Annotated in this window: 19 protein-coding genes; 11 read left to right on the top strand and 8 right to left on the bottom strand. The window is 63.8% G+C overall.

All coding sequences use genetic code 11. The features are described from left to right. Positions 1–39: 39 nt before the first annotated feature. The 3 genes from NL532_RS08590 to NL532_RS08580 all read left to right on the top strand — a co-directional run bounded on the left by NL532_RS08590 (position 40) and on the right by NL532_RS08580 (position 1,694). Positions 40–1,032, top strand: a complete 993-nt coding sequence (locus NL532_RS08590; RefSeq protein ID WP_023683107.1) for a GlxA family transcriptional regulator — start codon at positions 40–42, stop codon at positions 1,030–1,032. Positions 1,033–1,100: 68 nt separating this feature from the next. Next, a complete protein-coding gene (locus tag NL532_RS08585) occupies positions 1,101–1,382 on the top strand; it encodes a type II toxin-antitoxin system ParD family antitoxin (RefSeq protein ID WP_023669694.1) in 282 nt (93 codons plus the stop codon). Between the two features lie 9 nt (positions 1,383–1,391). After that, entirely contained in the window at positions 1,392–1,694 is a 303-nt protein-coding gene (locus tag NL532_RS08580; protein WP_031196911.1) for a type II toxin-antitoxin system RelE/ParE family toxin, read from the top strand. Here the strand turns inward: NL532_RS08580 and NL532_RS08575 are convergent. Genes NL532_RS08575 through eglC form a run of 3 tightly spaced genes read right to left on the bottom strand, consistent with a single transcriptional unit; the run spans position 1,681 to position 6,189 of the window. Continuing rightward, the gene (locus tag NL532_RS08575; protein ID WP_023828341.1) at positions 1,681–3,000 is read right to left on the bottom strand and encodes an HlyD family type I secretion periplasmic adaptor subunit; all 1,320 of its coding nucleotides are present in this window, start codon (positions 2,998–3,000) and stop codon (positions 1,681–1,683) included. The genes NL532_RS08580 and NL532_RS08575 overlap by 14 nt on opposite strands. A 3-nt stretch (positions 3,001–3,003) precedes the next feature. Then, the gene (locus NL532_RS08570; protein ID WP_023733570.1) at positions 3,004–4,764 is read right to left on the bottom strand and encodes a type I secretion system permease/ATPase; all 1,761 of its coding nucleotides are present in this window, start codon (positions 4,762–4,764) and stop codon (positions 3,004–3,006) included. After that, positions 4,765–6,189, bottom strand: coding sequence for an endo-1,3-1,4-beta-glycanase EglC (eglC, locus tag NL532_RS08565; protein WP_023733571.1), 1,425 nt, complete (start codon positions 6,187–6,189; stop codon positions 4,765–4,767). Positions 6,190–6,604: 415 nt separating this feature from the next. On the opposite strand from eglC, the gene NL532_RS08560 reads away from it, so the two are divergent. Next, positions 6,605–7,048, top strand: coding sequence for an SRPBCC family protein (locus NL532_RS08560; protein ID WP_023683102.1), 444 nt, complete (start codon positions 6,605–6,607; stop codon positions 7,046–7,048). 70 nt (positions 7,049–7,118) lie between these two features. Here NL532_RS08560 and NL532_RS08555 read toward each other — a convergent pair whose 3' ends face one another. From NL532_RS08555 to NL532_RS08545, 3 genes are all read right to left on the bottom strand, one after another. Continuing rightward, a complete protein-coding gene (locus NL532_RS08555) occupies positions 7,119–8,084 on the bottom strand; it encodes a hypothetical protein (protein ID WP_023726477.1) in 966 nt (321 codons plus the stop codon). A 128-nt stretch (positions 8,085–8,212) separates the two neighbouring features. Then, positions 8,213–9,715: a helicase HerA domain-containing protein gene (locus NL532_RS08550; RefSeq protein WP_023691930.1), complete on the bottom strand. Its 1,503-nt coding sequence runs from the start codon at positions 9,713–9,715 to the stop codon at positions 8,213–8,215. 136 nt (positions 9,716–9,851) lie between these two features. Then, positions 9,852–10,493: a glutathione S-transferase family protein gene (locus tag NL532_RS08545; RefSeq protein ID WP_023707577.1), complete on the bottom strand. Its 642-nt coding sequence runs from the start codon at positions 10,491–10,493 to the stop codon at positions 9,852–9,854. Positions 10,494–10,639: 146 nt separating this feature from the next. Between NL532_RS08545 and NL532_RS08540 the strand changes: the two genes are divergently transcribed. Then, positions 10,640–10,870 carry a hypothetical protein gene (locus tag NL532_RS08540; RefSeq protein WP_023669703.1) on the top strand — a complete coding sequence of 77 codons (231 nt, stop codon included), beginning with the start codon at positions 10,640–10,642 and terminating at the stop codon, positions 10,868–10,870. 140 nt (positions 10,871–11,010) lie between these two features. Here the strand turns inward: NL532_RS08540 and NL532_RS08535 are convergent, their stop codons facing one another. Next, positions 11,011–11,496 (bottom strand): hypothetical protein, encoded by a 486-nt coding sequence (locus tag NL532_RS08535; protein WP_023669704.1) that lies wholly within the window; start codon positions 11,494–11,496, stop codon positions 11,011–11,013. 175 nt (positions 11,497–11,671) lie between these two features. Here NL532_RS08535 and NL532_RS08530 point away from each other — a divergent pair, with 175 nt between their 5' ends. Both NL532_RS08530 and NL532_RS08525 read left to right on the top strand, forming a co-directional pair. Then, complete coding sequence (locus NL532_RS08530) at positions 11,672–12,037, top strand: RidA family protein (protein ID WP_023683098.1); 366 nt, start codon at positions 11,672–11,674, stop codon at positions 12,035–12,037. Positions 12,038–12,142: 105 nt separating this feature from the next. Next, entirely contained in the window at positions 12,143–13,369 is a 1,227-nt protein-coding gene (locus tag NL532_RS08525; RefSeq protein WP_023744103.1) for an amidohydrolase/deacetylase family metallohydrolase, read from the top strand. 152 nt (positions 13,370–13,521) lie between these two features. Here the strand turns inward: NL532_RS08525 and NL532_RS08520 are convergent, their stop codons facing one another. Beyond that, entirely contained in the window at positions 13,522–15,312 is a 1,791-nt protein-coding gene (locus NL532_RS08520) for a flavin-containing monooxygenase (RefSeq protein ID WP_023828339.1), read from the bottom strand. Positions 15,313–15,714: 402 nt separating this feature from the next. Between NL532_RS08520 and NL532_RS08515 the strand changes: the two genes are divergently transcribed. From NL532_RS08515 to kdpB, 4 genes are read left to right on the top strand one after another with little or no spacing between them, the layout of a single operon-like run. After that, positions 15,715–15,804 (top strand): K(+)-transporting ATPase subunit F, encoded by a 90-nt coding sequence (locus tag NL532_RS08515; protein ID WP_023669708.1) that lies wholly within the window; start codon positions 15,715–15,717, stop codon positions 15,802–15,804. 18 nt (positions 15,805–15,822) lie between these two features. Then, positions 15,823–17,526, top strand: a complete 1,704-nt coding sequence (kdpA, locus tag NL532_RS08510) for a potassium-transporting ATPase subunit KdpA (RefSeq protein WP_023828338.1) — start codon at positions 15,823–15,825, stop codon at positions 17,524–17,526. Between the two features lie 8 nt (positions 17,527–17,534). Then, on the top strand, positions 17,535–17,762 hold the full coding sequence (locus NL532_RS08505; RefSeq protein WP_023828337.1) for a hypothetical protein: 228 nt from the start codon (positions 17,535–17,537) through the stop codon (positions 17,760–17,762). Continuing rightward, positions 17,759–19,852, top strand: coding sequence for a potassium-transporting ATPase subunit KdpB (gene kdpB, locus NL532_RS08500; RefSeq protein ID WP_023828336.1), 2,094 nt, complete (start codon positions 17,759–17,761; stop codon positions 19,850–19,852). The genes NL532_RS08505 and kdpB overlap by 4 nt, the downstream gene beginning before the upstream one ends. The last annotated feature ends 4 nt before the right edge of the window (positions 19,853–19,856 follow it).

Below are 19,856 nucleotides of genomic sequence, written 5' to 3'. Positions count from 1 at the left end.
TTGCTTCCATCCACCCGAAGGAACGGTTTCGGAGCAACAATGGCCAGGCGGTTTGCGTTTCTCTTGGTTCGCGACTTCACGCTGTCGCCGCTGTCGCTGTTCATCGACACGCTGCGGCTGGCCGGCGATGAAGGCGACCGCAGCCGCCGGATCGAGTTCGACTGGGAGATCGTCGGCGAGCGTGGCCTGCCGATCCGGGCGAGTTGCGGTGTCGAGTTGCTGCCGACCAAGGCGATCGGCAATCCGCAGGAGTTCGACAATGTCGTCGTGGTCGGCCTGCTCGACACCAACCGCAGCCTCAGCTCCGAAAAGGAGGCCTTCCTGTTGCGGGCGGCCGAAAAGGGCGTGCCGCTGACGGCACTCTGCACCGGCAGCTTCGTGCTCGCGCGCTACGGTCTGCTCGATGGCTACAGTGCTGCCGTCAGCTGGTTTCACATCAAGGATTTCCGCAGCCAATTCCCTGATGTGAACGCCCATGCCGACAGCCTGTTTTCCGTCGATAGGGGCCGCTCGACCTGCGCCGGAGGCACGGGTGCGGCGGACCTTGCCGGCCATTTCGTGTCGCAGTTCATCGGCCGCAAGGCTGCGGAAAAAGCCGCCAAGACCCTCGTGCTCGACCGCATCCGCTCGAGCCTGGATGTGCAGCCCGTCGGCGATCTCTTTCCGGCCGCGTCGAGCCGAGCGGTGAAACGGGCGCTGCTTCTGATGGAAAGCAATCTCCAGGAGACGCTGTCGGTCGCCGAGATCGCGGGCCGGTTGCATTTATCCCGGCGCCAGCTTGAGCGGCTGTTCGGCGCCGAGCTCGGCATCGGCCCGATGGCCGCCTATCTTGCGCTGCGCGTACATCAGGCCAAGTCGCTGCTGGAGGGGAGCGACTTGGCAATCGGCGACATCGCCTACCGCTGCGGTTTTCCCAATGCCGGCCATTTCAGCCGTGTCTTCCGCCAGCAGACCGGCATCACGCCGACCCATCTCAGGCATCCGAACCGAATGTCCGGTGTCTTTGCCGACGCCAAGGGGAGCGGTCCCTAAGCCTATATTGGGGCGTGCGATCTCGCCGTTGGTATGATAATATCATACCAACCTGATAGGAGGGATCCATGTCCGCCACCGAAAAACGCACCTTCAGCCTGCCGGCCGAGCAGGCTGCTTTCATCGACCAGCTCGTTCGGTCCGGCACATACGCGACCAGCAGTGAAGTGATCCGCGCCGGTCTTCGCGCATTGCAGGAACGCGACGCCGCTGTGGAGCGCTGGCTGCGTGAGGAGGTCGCGCCGACCTATGATAGGTGGAAGGCAGACCCCTCCCAGGCCATCCCGGCCGACAAGTCTTTTGACAGCATCCGCGCACATCACGCAGCTCGCCTCAAGGGGAACGTGTGAAGCGCCGGCATGTTGTCCTTTTGCCGGAAAGCCCAGACGGACCTGTTATGGATATACGATACGGTCGCTCACGCATCCGGCAACCTCACCGCCCTTCGCTACATCGAGCGGATCGAGCGATTTTGCCTGGGTCTCGACTATGCCTCGGAACGCGGAACCGTAAGGGATGATGTGCGGCCGGGGCTTCGCATCGTTGGCTTCGAGCGCCGCCTGACTGTGGCCTTCACCGTAGAAGGCGACCAGGTGGTGATTCTCAGGGTGTTCTACGGCGGCGTCAACTGGGAGGACGAGTTGGCGCCTATCGCTCCGTGAACGCCCGCGCGAACGAGTCCAGCATCGGCCGCGCCAGATATTCGAGGAAGGTTCGGTCGCCGGTACTGATAAACGCCTCGACCGGCGTTCCCGGGTAAAGCTGCTCGGCTTTCACGCCCTGCGGCAGCGTGTCGTTGATCTTCAGCCTGGCGCGGAAATACGCCTCATGCGTGGTTTCATCGATCAGCCGGTCGGCGGAAATTTGCGTCACCGTAGCCGGGACCTCAGGGGTGAGGCGCGCGTTCAGGGCGGACAGCCTGAGCTTCGCCGGCTGGCCGACGCGAACCAGATCCACGTCCTTCGGCCGCAGCTTCGCGTCGACGATGAGGCCCGACGCGGTCGGCAGGATCTCCATGATCTTCTGCCCCGGCGCAATCACGCTGCCTTTGGAGTTGTAGGTCGACGATACCACGATGCCGGCTGCCGGCGCCTTGATCGTCGTGCGCCCCAGCACCGCCTCGGCTGCGGTGATCTGTTCGCCGATGTCGGCCAGGCTGGTGCGGACCTCGTCGAGCTTGGTCAGCGCGTCCTCTACGCGTTGCGTCGTCGCCCGCTCGATCTGCGCCTGGGCTTCGACGATCTGCGTCTTGGTCGCTGCGATATCCGCCTCCAGCGCGCCGGCCTGGCCGACCAGATCGGCCTCGCTGCGCAGAAGCTGCGAATATTCGCTGCGGTTGGTGAGACCCTTGTCGAGCAGGCCGGTCTTGATGCCGAGTTCCTTCTTCACGATCTCGGCCTGTTGCTGGATGGCGAGTTTCTGCGCCTCCAGTCCCAGCGCCGACTCACGATGCATGGCGACGCGCTGCGCCAGGATCGACTGCTCGGAGCGGAACCGGGCGAGCCTGGCCTCGAACTCCTTCTGCTGTTCGTGCACCAGATTGTCGAAATCGCGCTGGAACGGCGCGGGTGCTGCTTCGGCGATCGGCGCCAGCCTGTCCGATCCGTCGCGCTCGGCCTCAAGTCGCGCGGCACTTGCCCTGAGCGCGATCGTCTGTCTGGTCAGCCGGTTGAGGTCGGTCTCGGCCGCCCTGCGGTCGAGCAGGACCAGCGGTTCGCCTTGTTGCACGCGGTCGCCTTCATGCACCAGCAACTGCTCGATGATACCGCCCTCGGGGTGCTGGATGAGGATGTTGCCGCCCGTCGCCGAGATCGTGCCGGAGGTGATCACCGCGCCGGAGAGCGGCGCGTTCGCCGCCCAATAGCCGAAGCAGCCGACGAAGAGCGCTATGGCCACGTAGCCGACGACGGCCATGCGGCGGAAGTCGGTGCGCGGTCGACCTTCGAAGGCGAGGCTCTGCTGCATCATCGTCTATGACCCGAAGCGGACGCTGTGCGGGCGCACGGTCGGCACGAACGAGCCTGTCACCACCGCGCTCCCGGCCTTGCCGGCCGCCGGTTGCCTCAGCACCTCGCTCGCAGGGCCGAAAGCTTCGACCATGCCGTTGCGCAGGACCATGACGCGGTCGCAGGCCGCGGCGATCGAAGGGCGATGCGTGATGACGACTGTCGTGACGCTTACACTTCGCGCGGCCGAAAGCATCCCTTCGAGCGCCGCCTCCCCACTGCCGTCGAGATGGGCGTTGGGCTCGTCCAGCACCAGCATGCGTGGCTTGCCGTAGAAGGCGCGCGCCAGCCCTATCCGCTGGCGCTCGCCGCCCGACAGCACGGTATGCGACGGGCCTATCATGGTCTGATAGCCGTCGCGCAGCGTGAGAATCAGCTCATGCGCCTCGGCGCGCCTGGCCGCTTCGACGATCGCGGCGTCATCGGCGTCGGGTTCGAAGCGGGCGACATTTTGCGCGATCGATCCCGGGAAAAGCTCCACCTCCTGCGCGAGATAGCCGATATGCCTGCCAAGCTGGGTTTCGTCCCAGCTCCTCAGGTCGGCGCCGTCGACCCTGACCGCGCCGCCGGTCGGCTGCAGCGCGCCCACAAGCAATTTCGCCAGCGTCGATTTGCCGGCCCCGCTCGGGCCGACGATCGCCACCGCTTCGCCGGCGCCGATGGCAAAATTCAACCGCTTGAGGATGGGCTCCGTGCCGAAAGCCGCAGTCGGCGCGATGAAGAACAGATCCTGCACCGAAATCGCGCCCAATGGATCGGGCAGTGCGAGCTTGCGCCCCTGCGCTGGTTGCGCCGCAAGGGCGGTGTCCAGCCGCTTCCAGCATCGCTTGGCGTCGACGATCTGCCGCCAGGATCCGATCAGCTGGTCGAGCGGCTGCAGCGCGCGCGACGACACCAGCGACGAAGCGAAGATCATGCCGGCGGTCATCTGCCCTTGTAGCACCAGCCACGCGCCGGCGCCGAGGATCGCCAGTTGCAGCATCATGCGCAGCGCCCGCGACGTCGCGCTGAAGATCGCATTGGCGCTTCCGGAACGGTCATGCAGGGTCAGCGCCTCAGCAACGTGTTGTCCCCAGACCGCGGCGGCATTTTGCACCATGCCCATGGCGCGCAGCGTGTCGGTGTTGCGGGCGAAGGCCTGTTCCGCCTGGCTGGCCACCGCCGAGCGTTCCGCCGACATGGCATCGTTCCTGCCGATGGCAAGCTGGTTGGCCACGACCAAGAGAAACAGCAGCACGGCGCCGGCGAGCGTCAGCCAGAACAGGACGGGATGGATGAAATAGAGCAAGGCCAGGAAGACGGGCGCAAACGGCAGGTCGAACAACACCGCCACGCCGCGCGACCTGATGAAGGCGCAAGCAGTGGCAAGGTCGTTCAGCGGCGACAGCCCGCTGCCGGCATGTCTGGCGCCAAGCGAGGCGGCGAACGTCCGCGCGCCCAGTTTCTGGTCGACGGTGGCCGCAACACGCTGCGCGTAGATGGCGCGGACCGCGTCCAGCAGGCCGAGGAAGGCGAGCGCGACCACCGCCATGACGGAGAGATAAAGCAGAGTCTCGACGCTGGAGGACGGCAACACCCGGTCATAGACCTGCAGCAAATAGAGCGGGATCACCAGGAGAAGGATGTTGATCAGCAACGAAAAGATGCCGATATCGGCGATGCCGCGCAGGAAAACCGGGCGCAGGCCGATGGCCGCATCCCTGAGTGGCGCGCGGTCCCGTGACATCTAGACGGCGTGCTCGGCTGTCGTGCTCAGATGGCTCTGCTGCAAATCGTTCAGCGTATAGGCGTGGATATAGTCGATCTTCATTTGCGCGGGCGTCGCCAGATGGTCGGGCGGCGCGCCGGCTTGACCGCCGACCGCAAGGTCGACCAGCATATACATGGGCTTGTTCATATCGGACGGCGTCGCCGCTTCCGCGACCTGGACGCCATCATAGGTCCAGACCAGCTTGTCCGGCGTCCACAACAGGCCATAGGTGTGATAGCCGTCGGTGTTGGAGACATTCACCGTCGACCCGACCGTGGTGTGGGTTCCCGTCTCATTTGTGTGCGCGGTCATGAGAAGCGCATTCGGGTTCTGCCCATACATTTCGATCACGTCGAGTTCCGGTGGCCATGAACCGTCTTCGGGCAGAAGCCAGAAGGCCGGCCACGCGCCGGCGTTTTCCGGGAGATCGGCCCGCATTTCGAAATAGCCATAGGTCTGCGAGAAGGTGTCGTGCGTCGTCAGTATGCCGGAAGTGTATTCGTAATTGTTGATCAGCGGCTTGATGTCGTCGGGCGTATGCGCCGCGGTTATGGTGAGCACGCCGCTTGCGACGCTGAACGGATGGACCGAGCTGGTCGGCGCATAATTGGCGTCGATATACCATTGCAGCTCGCCGTTCTGGGGCTGCGAGCTGCCGTTCTGCGCCCCCCACCAGAAATTGGAATCCCAGATGCCGCTCTGGCCGTTCCACAGGCTCAGCGTGTTGAAATCGTCGTTGAAAGACAGCGTCATGCCGGTCTTGTCGATCGGCAGCTCGAACTGGCCGGGCTGAAACTTGTCGATCGTGGTGTTGTGGAACACCAGCACCTCGCTCGAGCCGAGGTTCAGCTGCACGTTCGATCCCACCTGGACCATATTGGCGTGGACGGCCTCGAACGAGGTGAAGGCATAGCCGTTGAGGCGCACCGTGTCGGTCGCGCCGAAATCGGAGATAAGGTCGCTGCCATTGCCCTTGGTGATGATGAAGGTGTCGGCGCCGGCGCCGCCGATCAGCACGTCATTGCCCTTGCCGCCGTCCAGCGTCTGGCTGCCAGCGCCGCCCGTTATGATGTTGTCCTGACCATTGCCGAAGGCATAGTGGCCGTCGCCGGTGACGACGAGGTTCTCGAAATTCGCGGGCAGCTTGTAGCTCATCCAGGTATCGATCGTGTCGACGCCCGCGCCGTAGTTCTCGACCGCTTTGTTGATCGTCGAATAGAGATGGTAATAGTCGTCGCCCGCGCCGCCATACATGGTGACCTTGACGTTGGTGTCGCCCCAGAAGGAATCGTTGCCCGAGGTGCCGTAGCGGTAAGGCGCGCCTCCAGTCGCCGAGAACCAATGGGTGGAAGCGCCGGTATACGGAAGTGGAATGCCTTTGGCGTTGAGGACTGTGGTCATTCCGACACTCCTTGCGCGTGCTGCCTTGGTCGTTCGACAACCTTCGAGCGACCATTTCGGATCAACTCTTAAATTGATCCGTCGTTCCAGGGAATCATTCTATAGTACACCAAGGAGATCGTCGCCCATCATTTAATAGATAATGCCGAAGGTGTTAAGCTGATCCTAATACAACTTTGTAGGAGAGACTTAAAATTTTAATAAATTGTGAGATCCGCGCCGAAAAGTTAGGCAACCTGTCAATGATGCATGCAATTTGACGCGACACGACCGCCTGCCTGAGGCGGCGGTCGAAGTCGCGGGCGGATGGCCGCGGGCAAAGGGCTCAAGAAAATTTGACAGGCTATGTCGGACCGGGTGAGGTTCACCCGTCCTTGGGGCATCGGACAACGAAACCACAAAGGATACCGAAGAGATGCCAAGCACCGTACGTTTGCACCGCGTTCTGACGACCAGCCCGGAGAAGGTCTACCGCGCATTCACAGAAGCCGACGCGCTGGCGAAATGGCTTCCGCCGAACGGCTTCACTTGCACGGTACACAGCTTCGACGCGAAAGTCGGTGGCGCCTTCAAGATGTCGTTCCGAAACTTCACGACGGGCGGCAGCCATTCCTTCGGCGGCGAATATCTCGAACTCGTTCCCGGCGAGCGCCTGCGCTACACCGACAGGTTCGACGACCCCAATTTGCCCGGCCAGATCGAAGTGACCGTGCTCCTGAAGAAAGTGTCGGTCGGCACGGAACTCGACATCACGCAGGCCGGCATTCCGGACGTTATTCCGGCCGAAGCCTGCTATCTCGGCTGGCAGGAGTCGCTGCGCAATCTGGCAAAGCTCGTCGAACCCGAGATCAATCAGTAGAGCCCATCGGATCGGCGGCGCCGCCCAGCCAGTCCGCGCCGCCGACAATGCCGAGCCGAGGACTCATCCCTCACGGCCCGGTGCAGATCGGCAACGGTTGTGGCGGCGGTGGCGGGTTGTCCTTGGCGTATTGCGCGATGATCGGCTCAAGGCTCTTTCGCGGCCAGAATTTCGGCTTGCCGATCTCCTTCAGGCAGGACGCATTCCAATAGGCGCCCGATTTACCAACGGCGGTGATGTCGCGCGATTCCGGGTAGATATAGAGCGTCGTCGGATTGCCCTTCACCATCGAAATGATCTGGTCGGCGTCGGACGGCGACCAGCTGGTGCAGCCATTGCTGCGGCCGCCGGCATAATCCACCAGCTTGCCGTATGGCACGAAGCCGTCATGGTCGGCATAGGAGCTGTTCGGGTTCTTGCGCAGGCACATGCCGCGCAACAGCCGCGCCGCGTGGCCACCGATCACCCGCTGCCTGGCATTCGCCGTCTCCCCCTCACCGTCGAACTGGATGAAGGTGCGCAGCAGCGCCTGGTCCTTTTTTGCGCCGATGCGGTAAAAACCCTTGAATGAGGTCTTTGCCTCGCCGGTCATATAGGCGCCACCGGTCGTCAAGGACGAGTCCAGGGCATTGCCGAAGTTTTTCGCGCAGCGTTTGCCGTTGGAGAAATCGACCACGCCTTTCAAATTGCGGCCGCCGCCATGGCCCGACGAGATCGCCCTGAACGACTGCTTGGCCTCGCAAATGACGTAGTAGCGCCGCCCTAGCACGCCATTGCCGAGATCGCCGGGGCGCGTCGCATCCATGGCGAAATAGCAGCCATTGTGGACCGCGCCTTGCGCGACCTTTTTCAGGTAAAGCGCGCGCGCCCGCTCCAGCACCACTTGCGAAATCTCGCCGTCGTCATTGCCGACGTGGGCCTGCAGCCAGGCCGGTATATCGGAGGACGCGGCAAAAGACCGGGCAGACATCGTCAAGGCGATGCCGGCGACGGCGAGGAGGCCAAAGACAAAGACAGCCAGAGATTTCAACCGCACCGGACAACCCTCCCGCCCGAACCGTTCTGCGATTCTCGGAAACCCATCATAAATCGTCGCGCGCCGATCGGCGAAACACATCTTGTTCAGAACCGCGCAAGCAAGTCAGGTAGCTGCCTGTTCGCCTTTCAGAGCGCCAGGCTGCCCTGTTCCGCCTCCGCGGCATTGGGGTCGCCCGGCGCCGTCGCCCAGGCGAGCTCGACCAGCGTCACCGTGCGGCGGCCGGTGCCGTCGAGCTGGCAGACGATGAGGCCCTGCTCCTCGATATAGGTGAGCAGCCGCCGGGCGCGGCGCAGCGAATGCGAGCCGTAGGCGCGCGCGATCGCCGCGTCGCTCGGGCACGGCCAGCCCTCCTTGGCGGCGCGGGCGATCATCATGAACACGCCCTGCATGTCCTCGGGCAGCAGCGAGGCGCGCACGGAAACGTCCTGCCAGGCGTCATCGCCTGCCATGTCGGCGCCGAGCCCGGCGCGGGCACGCGTCAGCATGCGACGGAATTCTGAGAGGTCCGGCACCACCGAAGCGAGGCCTTCGATGCGGCAGCGGACGACGAACTCCTGATAAAGCACGCCGATGACGCGGAAACCCGCATCGGGCTGCGCCAGGATGGCGCGCAGGACACGGTCCACCCGCTCTCGCCGCTCGGCCATATCCTCGGCGCTTACCGCCGGTTCCGCAGGTTCCGGGCGGATCTCCATCGCCGCCGATTTGGCCGCCATCAGCTGGTCGAGCAGCTCCGGCGACGCCATCCGGCGCGGCGCGCGCATCGTCTCGGGCGGCGGCGCCGCCAGGATGATGGCGCGCGCGTCTTCAAGCGCTGTTTCCGGCATTGCCATCAGCCGCGGCGTACCGTTGCGCGGGCTGGTCTCGGTCTGGCCGATGCGCACGCCCAGCGGACGGCGCGACAGCGCTGGGCCCAACGCCATGAAGTGCCCGCGCTCCAGGTCTCGAAACGCCTCGGCCTGACGCCGTTCCATGCCCAGAAGGTCGGCGGCGCGCGCCATGTCGATATCGAGGAAGGTACGGCCCATGAGGAAATTGGACGCCTCCGCCGCGACATTCTTGGCGAGCTTTGCCAGCCGCTGCGTGGCGATGATGCCGGCAAGGCCGCGCTTGCGGCCGCGGCACATCAAATTGGTCATGGCGCCGAGCGAGAGCTTTCGCGCCTCGTCGGACACTTCGCCGGCCACGGCGGGCGCGAACAGCTGCGCTTCGTCGACCACCACCAGCATCGGATACCAATGCTCGCGGGCAACCTCGAACAACCCGCCGAGAAAGGCAGCGGCGCGCCGCATCTGGTTCTCGGCATCGAGCCCTTCGAGATTGAGCACCGTGGAGACGCGGTGGATGCGCGCCCGCTCGCCGGCTGCTTGCAGGCCACGCTCCGTATGCTCCTCGGCATCGATGACCAGATGGCCGTAATGGTCGCCCAGCGAGACGAAATCGCCTTCCGGGTCGATGATGGTCTGCTGCACCCAGGGCGCGCTCTGCTCCAGGAGCCGGCGCAAAAGGTGCGATTTGCCGGAGCCGGAATTGCCTTGCACCAGAAGCCGGGTCGCCAGCAGCTCCTCAAGGTCGAGCGCCGCCGGCGCACCCGCCGTCGTCTGTCCCATCTCGATGGCTACGGTCATGTCACGACTCTCCTTGCGGACAGGGCTTATCAACCCGGCCGCGAGCCGTCGAGCGCGCCATGGCAACTCGCCCGCTGTTCCACACCTATGCTGCCAAAGCGCCACACATCAGCCCATCTGCCCAAAGGGAAGCACATCAAGCGGAGTTGACCGGCGGCAGAAGCGGCGCGTCCAGCCCGTCGAAGGGATCGCGCCAGGCATCGATGGCTTCGAGCCGGCGATACCAACCCAGAACAGAGGGATAGTCCGCCAGCGGCAGGCCGGCTGGATCGTTGAACGGCAAAAACGTCGCCATGCGGAAATCGGCATAGGAGAGCGACTTGCCCACAAGCCATGGCCGCTTGGCGAGCTCCGCCTCGAGAATCGCTGCCGCGATGCGGAACTCCGCCAGCCCCTCCTCGACCTTGGTCTGGTCGACGGGCCCAATCCCGTAGCGCTGCTTGGTTCCGCGCTCGAAATGCACGGTGTCGCAGGCCCGCACGAAATTTTCCTTGCCCCAGCTCAGCCAGCGGATCATGTCGGGTTGGTCGCCGCCGCCGCGCCAGAAATCCGAACCCGCTTCGCGCGACAGAAGGCAGGCTATGGCGTCGGCTTCCCACAGGCTGCCGCCCGTCCATGCCAATATCGGCAGGGTAAGATTGGGATTGAGCTGACGAAACCGCTCAGCCTGCCGGGGCGCCATGGGTGCCGCGAACTCACACTCGACCTTGGCCTGCAGATGACGTGCCGTTGCTACCGCAAGGCGCGGATTGGGATTGCGGCTGAAGTACAGTTTCATATCCGGTCCTGGACGCTGTGGGCTCGACCCTATCAAACACGCAAACGTGCCCTCCCGGCAATCTGGTCGGACCACGATTCCGCTGGCACACGCCGTCGTTCGGCGTATTATTTCCTTCGGGAGAGGGTTCTTGGCAGGAGGAAGCCATGAACGTAGTGCCGAGCGTACCTGTCATCGACGTGACAACCCAGAACCTTGTTTCCTCTGCGCTTTCCAGATTCCGCGCCGGCGATACCGTCTCGACTAGAGCGGCGCTCGACGCCATCCGCCGCATGGATCCAACCTGTGTCGACAGCGACGACGATCTCGTCGAACTCGTCGTCATGGCGGCAATTGGTAAGACCATGGCGGTCGTGTTCGACCACCGCTCCCGCTAGCCCTGTGGGACGAACCTGTGCCGTTCAACTCGCTTGAGTTCGAGTGAGTTCGGTTGGCGCCGCGCCGAGCTTTTACAGCCGCAGCCCGGGAAGCGGACGTCTTCGTGCGCGAAGGACGGCAATAGCATGAGCGGCAAGACTCAGATCCCCAAGGGATGTGGCATGTAGCCGACGAAGCCGCCGATTTTCCAGTGGCCCGCCACCTTCCTGCAAAAATACAGCGTCTGCCATTTCAGCTTGTCGACGCTGCCATCGGCCTTGGCCACCGAGCCGTTGAACTTCTTGTGCAGCACGGCGCGGTCGCCATCGACGTCGATGTCGCGCATGTTGGTGACGCGAAACAGCGCCTCGCGCAGCGGCTCGGCGAATCTGGCCGCCGCCGTCTCCTTGGCCTGGCGCAGCCATTCGTCGCGATAGACGGCAAGGCTCGGGAATTGCAGACGCCAGGCGTCGGCATCGCTGAGGAAATGCGCATGCATGCCGAAGAAGCTGTCGGCGAGGAAATCATCCTCGACCATCGACCAGTCCTGACCGATAAAGGCGTCGATGTCGCGCCGCACCAGCATTTCCCAGAGCGCGTGACGATCCGCATCGCCCTCTGGAAACGGGTTCTTGTCGAAGGTCATTGAAATCTCCTGTCGGGAAAATGCGACGCGCAAGATGCTGGCGAGCCTGCGATAAAGCAACACGCGTTTGGAAAAATGTTGCTTTCCAAAAAGCCCCCTATGAGGATCACCGGGACAGGCGTAGAGCGGTCGGCGAAAACGGGGCGCGGCCCGCCATTCTGAACAGGAGTTTCCCTTGCCCAAAGAGTGTTTTGGAACATCCCACGTGCCGCTGTCGCCGGCCGTGCGCGCCGGGGATTTCGTCTACATCTCAGGTCAGGTGCCGGTCGACGGCGACCGCATTGTGGTCAAGGGCGGCATTACCGAGCAGACCGAGCAGGTGCTGCAGAATGTGAAGGCGGCACTCGCGCTGGCCGGCTGCACCATGGACGATGTCGTCAAGACCACGGTCTGGCTCGAGGACGCGCGCGACTTCGGCGCCTTCAATGCCGTCTACGCCAAGCACTTCCCGAAAAATCCGCCGGCCCGCACCACGGTCGAATCGCGGCTGATGATCGACATCAAGATCGAGGTCGAAGCCGTCGCTTACCGGCCGGTTTGACCAGTCGGGGCATGATCCCGAAAAGTGGAAACCGGTTTTCTCGGACAAACGGAAACCGTTTTGTCCAAAGATCATGCCCCGAAACAAAGAGAGAGGCAGGCGCCGATGCAGTTCGATCTCCTGATCAAGGGCGGCCGCCTGATCGATCCGGCCTCGGGCCTGGACGCGCCGCGCGATGTCGCCGTTGCGGGCGGACGCATCGTGGCCATCGAGGCGGCGATCGATGCCGAGCACGCCACCAAGATAGTCGACGCTCGTGATTGCATCGTCACGCCCGGCCTCATCGACCTGCACAGCCATGTCTATTGGGGCGGCACCTCGCTGGGCGTCGACGCCGACCGGCTGGCGGCCAAGAGCGGAACCACCACCTTCATCGATGCCGGCAGCGCCGGCGCCGGCAATTTTCTGGGCTTTCGCCGCCATGTCATCGAGCGCTCGAAGGTGCGTATTCTCGCCTACGTCAACATCTCCTTTGCCGGCATATTCGGCTTCTCGCAAAGCGTCTCGGTCGGCGAATGCAGCGATCTCAGGCTCTGCGAGCCACGCGAGACGGTGGCTGCGGTGCGCGAGCACGCCGATGTCGTCGTTGGCGTAAAAGTGCGCTCCGGTAAGCATGCCGGCGGCGCCAGCGGCATCGCGCCGGTCGATCTCGCGCTGGAAGCCGCCGACCAGGCCGGCCTGCCGCTGATGGCGCATATAGACGAGCCGCCGCCCGGCCGCTCCGAAGTGCTGCCGCGGCTGCGCAAGGGTGACATCCTCACGCACTGTTTTCGCCCGTTCCCCAACGCGCCGGTCTTCGCCTCCGGCGCGGTGCGGCCGGACATGCGGCTGGCCCGCGAACGCGGCGTCATCTTCGACATCGGCCACGGCATGGGATCGTTCGACTTCGCCGTGGCGAAAGCGATGCTGGCCGAGGGCCTCGCGCCCGACGTCATCTCCAGCGACGTGCATCTCTATTGCGTCGACGGTCCGGCCTTCGACATACTCGTCTGCATGTCGAAGCTAATGGCGCTGGGCATGCCGCTGGTCGAGGTGCTGCGCGCCGCCACGCAAAGGCCAGCCGAGGCGATCGCCAGGCCGGAGCTTGGGACGCTGAAAGTTGGCGGTGTCGGCGATGTCGCGGTGCTGAGACTGCGCCCCGGGCGCTTTACCTTCGTCGATGCGGTCGGTGCGGCGCTGATCGCGGATCAGCGGCTGGTCTCAGAAGGCATTGTTATCGGCGGTGTCTGGTGGCCGAACGAGGCGCCCGACCACAACGAGACCGAGCGCTTCGAGCCGCGTGCGGCACATACGCATGTCGAGGTCGCGGCACGGCATTTCGGGCGTGGATAATCTCCCTCCTTGAGGGGGAGATGGCCGGCAGGCCAGAGGGGGTCGGTTCGACCGGACGCAAGCTCCGCGCGGCAGCTGGAGGTCAGCGCTCCACGCGCGGCGACCCCCCTCTGCCGCCTTCGGCGACATCTCCCCCTCAAGGGGGGAGATCGCTAGCGCCCTGCGTTACTCACCGCCCCAAACACCGGCGTCGCGATCCCCTCCATCCGCGCCTTGATCTGAAGCGCCACATATTTCGAGTAAAACCGCGACAGCGCCAGATTGCCGCCGTGGAACCACAGCGCGTCCTGCGCTGTCGGCTTCCACATGTTGCGCAGCTCGCCTTGCCAAGGACCGGGATCGCCTTTGACGCCGGAGCCGAGGCCCCAGCATGGCCCGACCTTGTCGGCGACCTCGCGCGAGACGATGGCCGCCACGGTCTCGTTCATCGACTGGTAGCCGGTGCAGGCGACGATTGCATCGACCGCCAGTTCGCTGCCGTCGTCGAACAGGATGCCGGTCGGCGTCAATGAACTGATGCCGACGCCGCTCTTCACTTTGATCTCGCCATTGATGATCAGTTCGCAGGCGCCGACATCGATGTAGTAGCCGGAGCCGGTGCGGTAGGCCTTCATCAACAGCCCGGTCTCGTCCTCGCCGAAATCGATGGCGAAGCCGGCGGCGCGCAGCCGGTCGTAGAAGGACGCATCGCGCGCCTTGATAACTTCGTACAGATCTCGCTGGCCCTTGGGCACCAGCGCGAACGGCGTCGACGCGACGATCAGGTCGGCTCTGTCAGTGGTGATGCCGCGCGCCAGCGCATTCTCTGAAAAGATCTCGAAGCCGACCTCCATCAGCGTGTCGGATTTCACCACTGTCGTCGGCGACCGCTGGATCATGGTAACGTCTGCGCCGCTCTCCCAGAGGTCGACGCTGACATCGTGCCCCGAGCTTGCCGCGCCGATGACAGCGACACGTCTGCCGCGGAATTTCTCGCCGCTTGCATACTGGCTGGAATGCAGGAGTTCGCCCTTGAAGGTCTCGGCGCCGGGCAGCGCGATCTGGCGTGGCGGGCCATAGGCGCCGGTGGCAAAGACAATGTGCTTCGGCTTCAGCGTGATCTGCCGGTCGACGCGGTCGACCACCACAGTCCACACCTTCTCGGTATCGTCATAGCTGGCGCTGACGCATTTGGTGGCGACCCAGTAGTTGAGCTCCATCACCCTGGTGTACATCTCCAGCCAGTCGCCCATCTTGTCCTTGGGCGTGAACACCGGCCAGTTCTCCGGGAACGGAATGTAGGGCAGATGGTCGTACCAGACCGGATCGTGCAGCACGAGCGAGCGATAACGGTTGCGCCAGGAATCGCCGGGGCGCGCATTTTTCTCGATGATGATCGTGGGCACACCGACCTGCCTCAGCCGCGCGCCGAGCATGATGCCGCCCTGCCCGCCGCCGATCACCAGGCAATAGGGCTGCTCGGTGGCGCCGAGATCGCGCGTCTCGCGCGCCCGCGCCTCCGCCCAGGTTTCGCGCTTCGGATCGGCCTTGTGACGGATACCAAGCGGCCGCGCCGGTCCCTTTTGTTCCTCGAACCCCTTGAGCTCACGCACCGCCGTGAACAAGGTCCGGCAGCGGCCGTCCGTAAGGCGCACAATCCCTTCGCCCCGCGCGACCGCCGTTTCGAACGTGAACCAGGCCTCGACGGTGCCCTCATCCGAGGTCGCCTCGCCGGACAGCGTCCAGTGTGAGGGCTTCGTTTCCGCCAGCGTCGCTTGCAGCATGTCGCGGATCTCATCGCGGCCTTCTATCGTGGTGATGTTCCAGGTGAAAGCCAGCAGATCGCGCCAGTAGCAATCCTCGACGAACAGGTTGGCGGCCGCCTCGGCGTCATCAGCTTCCAGCGCCCGTGCAAGCGCGCAAAGCCATGTCGCCGCCTGTTTCGATGGTGCCATGTCGAGCATCTGTTTTTCCCTCGTTTTGCGTTCCCATTGTTTCGAAAGACGGAGCCGCCGCAAGAGGGGTCGCGATATCATGGCGTCGGTTTCTAGCGGCCCGGAACGGAGCCATCTCCCGGAAATCTTTATAGGAATTTTATATCTTTCCTCCCGGCCCCGTCTCGAACCTTTATGGCGATCGGGTCCATATTCCATCTCGAGCAAAACGCTGCGGACGCCGTGACCCCAGAGTTACGGCGGGCCGTTCTCATGGAATTTCTGGCTCGCCAGTCGCTGGCGCCAAATACAAGCAGAAGCAAGGACCAACACAAATGGACATCGTCGTCATCGGGATCGAGGTTTTGTTCTTCGGTCTTTCCCTCGCCTACATCAAAGCTTGCGACGCTCTTTAAGCGGAAGGATCGCACCATGCTTGTCGATTACATCCTCGGTGGCGGCGTGACCTTGTTCCTGCTCGTCTACCTGACATACGCCCTCGTTCGCCCAGAACGCTTCTGAAGCAAGGCACGGAAACCCATGACACTCAACGGATGGATACAGATCCTGGTTTATTGCGGGATCGTCGTTTTGCTGGTGAAGCCGCTCGGCGGCTACATGTACCGCGTCTTCAATGGCGATCGCACCTTTCTCTCGCCCATACTCCGGCCCGTTGAGCGCGGCCTCTACCGCATTTCGGGAACCAGCGAGCGCGAGGAGCAGCACTGGACGACCTACGCGGCAGGAATCATCTTCTTCAGCCTTGCCAGCTTCCTGGTGCTGTACTTTCTGCAACGCCTGCAGGGCGTCCTGCCTTACAATCCGGCCGGGATGGCATCGGTCGAACCCAATCTCGCCTTCAACACTGCCGTCAGCTTCGTCACCAACACCAACTGGCAGAATTACGGCGGCGAAAGCACGTTGTCCTACCTCGTGCAGATGGCGGGCCTGACTGTTCAGAACTTCATGTCCGCCGCCGTCGGCATTGCCATTGCGGTGGCGCTGATCCGCGGCTTCGCCCGCGCCTCGGCCAAATCGATCGGCAATTTCTGGGTCGATATGACCCGCTGCACGCTCTACATCCTGCTGCCGCTCAGCATCGTGCTCACCCTTGTCTATGTCTGGCTCGGCATGCCGCAGACGCTCGGGCCTTATGTCGACGCCACCACGCTGGAGGGCGCCAAGCAGACGCTCGCCCTTGGGCCGGTCGCCTCGCAGGTCGCCATCAAGATGCTCGGCACCAATGGCGGCGGCTTCTTCAACGCCAATGCCGCGCATCCTTTCGAAAACCCCGACGCCATCTCCAACATGATCCAGATGGTGACGATCTTCGCGCTGGGTGCTGCACTCACCAACGTCTTCGGCCGCATGGTCGGCAACCAGCGCCAGGGCTGGGCGATCCTGGCCACGATGGGTGTGCTGTTCATCGCTGGCGTCGTTATCTGCTACTGGGCGGAAGCCGCGGGCAATCCGCTGGTCCATGCGTTGGGCGTCGACGGCGCCAACATGGAAGGCAAGGAGAGCCGCTTCGGCATTGCCGCTTCGGCACTATTCGCCGTCATCACCACGGCTGCGAGCTGCGGTGCGGTGAACGCCATGCATGACTCGTTCACAGCACTTGGCGGCCTGGTCCCGATGCTCAACATGCAGCTCGGCGAAGTCATCGTCGGCGGCGTCGGCGCCGGCTTCTACGGCATCGTCATGTTCATCGTCATCACCGTGTTCGTCGCCGGCCTGATGGTTGGCCGCACGCCCGAATATCTCGGCAAGAAGATCGAGGCCAAGGAGGTCAAGATGGCAATGCTCGCCATCCTCGCTCTGCCGTTGGTCATGCTGGTCTTCACGGCAATAGCGGTCGTGCTGCCAAGCGCCGTCGCCTCGATGGCCAATGGCGGTCCGCATGGCTTCTCCGAGGTTCTTTATGCCTACACTTCGGCGGCGGCCAACAACGGCTCGGCCTTTGGCGGCCTTTCCGGCAACACGCCCTGGTACAACATCACGCTCGGCATCTCCATGTGGGTGGGTCGCTTCTTCGTCATCATTCCAGCGCTTGCCATTGCCGGCTCGCTAGCGACGAAGAAGACGGTTCCGGCTTCCGCCGGCACCTTCCCGACCGACGGCCCGCTGTTCGTCGGCCTGCTCGTCGGCGTCATCCTGATCGTCGTCGGCCTGACCTTCTTCCCGGCACTGGCGATCGGACCGATCGTCGAGCACCTGGCTGCCATCAACGGCCAGACATTCTGAGGCTTGTCATGTCCTGGTTCTACCCAAAACGCATGAAGGCCCGGCCGCGAGCCGGCCCACGAGCCGGCAATGAGGGGGAGGAAACGCCCCCTCCCTTCCCCGGCGTATCTACCTTCCTCGGCCTCGCGGCAGTCATGATCGTGATCTGGCTGCTGGCCTATGGTCCGCCGCCCCTCTTTTCGGCATCCGATCGGTCGGTGCCGGCCAACAGTTCAGATACTGGAGCCATCAAATGAGCCAGTCCAAATCCGCGGTCATCATGGATGCCCGCATCCTGTGGCCGGCCATCGGCGGCGCCTTCAGGAAACTCGACCCCCGCACGCTGGTCAGGAACCCGGTGATGTTCGTCGTCGGCATCGTCTCGCTTCTTACCACGGTCCTGTTCGTCAAGGATCTCGTCACCGGCGGCGGCGATTTCGGCTTTACGCTGCAGATCATCATCTGGCTGTGGTTCACCGTGCTGTTCGCCAACTTCGCCGAGGCCGTCGCCGAAGGCCGCGGCAAGGCGCAGGCCGATTCGCTGCGCAAGGCGCGCACCGAAACCCAGGCCAAGCTGCTTGCCGGCGAAGACCGCTCCAGGTTCAAGCTGGTGCCCGGCACCAGCCTGAAGGTTGGCGACATCGTGCTGGTCGAAGCCGGCGACATCATCCCGTCCGACGGTGAAGTGATCGAAGGCGTGGCCTCGGTCAACGAGGCGGCAATCACCGGCGAGTCCGCACCCGTCATTCGCGAATCCGGCGGCGACCGTTCGGCGGTCACCGGCGGCACGCAGGTTTTGTCCGACTGGATTCGCGTGCGCATATCAGCCGCCTCCGGCCACACCTTCCTCGACCGCATGATCTCGCTGGTCGAGGGTGCCTCGCGCCAGAAGACGCCCAACGAGATCGCGCTCAACATCCTGCTCGTCGGCATGACGCTGATCTTCGTGCTGGCCACCGCCACGATCCCGAGCTTTGCCTCCTATTCCGGCGGCTATATCCCGGTGACGGTGCTGGTCGCGCTGTTCGTCACCTTGATCCCGACCACCATCGGCGCCCTGCTGTCGGCCATCGGCATTGCCGGCATGGACCGCCTGGTGCGCTTCAACGTGCTGGCCATGTCCGGCCGCGCCGTGGAAGCGGCGGGCGACGTCGATACGCTTTTGCTCGACAAGACCGGCACCATCACGCTCGGCAACCGCCAGGCCACCGAATTCCGCCCGGTCAAGGGCGTCACCGAACAGGAACTGGCCGATGCCGCGCAGCTCGCCTCGCTCGCCGACGAGACGCCTGAGGGACGCTCGATCGTCGTGCTGGCCAAGGAGAAATACGCCATCCGCGCCCGTGACATGGCAACCTTGCATGCCAGCTTCGTGCCCTTCACCGCGCAGACCCGGATGAGCGGCGTCGACATCGATGGCTCGTCGGTGCGCAAGGGCGCCGTCGATTCGGTTCTCGCCTATGTCAGCCAGTCGACATCGGCCACTCACGGCACGCGCCCCGGCAGCGACACCGTCAAGGATCTCCAGGCGATCGCCGACGAGATCGCCAAGTCGGGCGGCACGCCGCTGGCCGTCGAGCGTGACGGCCGCCTGCTCGGCGTCGTCCACCTCAAGGACATCGTCAAGGGTGGTATCCGCGAGCGCTTTGCCGAACTGCGCAAAATGGGCATCCGCACCGTGATGATCACCGGCGACAATCCGATGACTGCGGCGGCGATCGCAGCCGAAGCCGGCGTCGACGATTTCCTCGCCCAGGCCACGCCCGAGGACAAGCTGAAGCTGATCCGCGACGAACAGGCCAAGGGCAAGCTGGTCGCCATGTGCGGTGACGGCACCAACGACGCGCCGGCCTTGGCGCAGGCCGATGTCGGCGTCGCCATGAACACCGGCACGGTTGCCGCCCGCGAGGCCGGCAACATGATCGACCTCGATAGTGACCCGACCAAGCTGATCGAGATCGTCGAGATCGGCAAGGCGCTGCTGATGACGCGCGGCTCGCTGACGACCTTCTCGATCGCCAACGACGTCGCCAAATACTTCGCCATCATCCCGGCCATGTTTGCCGTCTTCTACGTTGCGCCGGGACATACAATCGGCCCCCTGCAAGCGCTCAACATCATGCATCTGGCGACGCCGCAGAGCGCCATCCTGTCGGCCATCATCTTCAACGCGCTGATCATCATCGCTCTGATCCCGCTGTCGCTTAAAGGCGTCAAATACCGCGCCATCGGCGCCGGCGCGCTGCTCAGCCGCAACCTGCTGGTCTACGGCCTCGGCGGCATCATCGTTCCCTTCGTCGGCATCAAGGCGATCGACATGATCGTCACCGGCCTCGGCCTCGCTTAAGGAA

Origin of the sequence: Mesorhizobium sp. C120A (assembly GCF_030323105.1) — a bacterium.
Taxonomy (GTDB): Bacteria; Pseudomonadota; Alphaproteobacteria; order Rhizobiales; family Rhizobiaceae; genus Mesorhizobium.
This window is presented reverse-complemented; position numbering and strand designations above follow the sequence as displayed.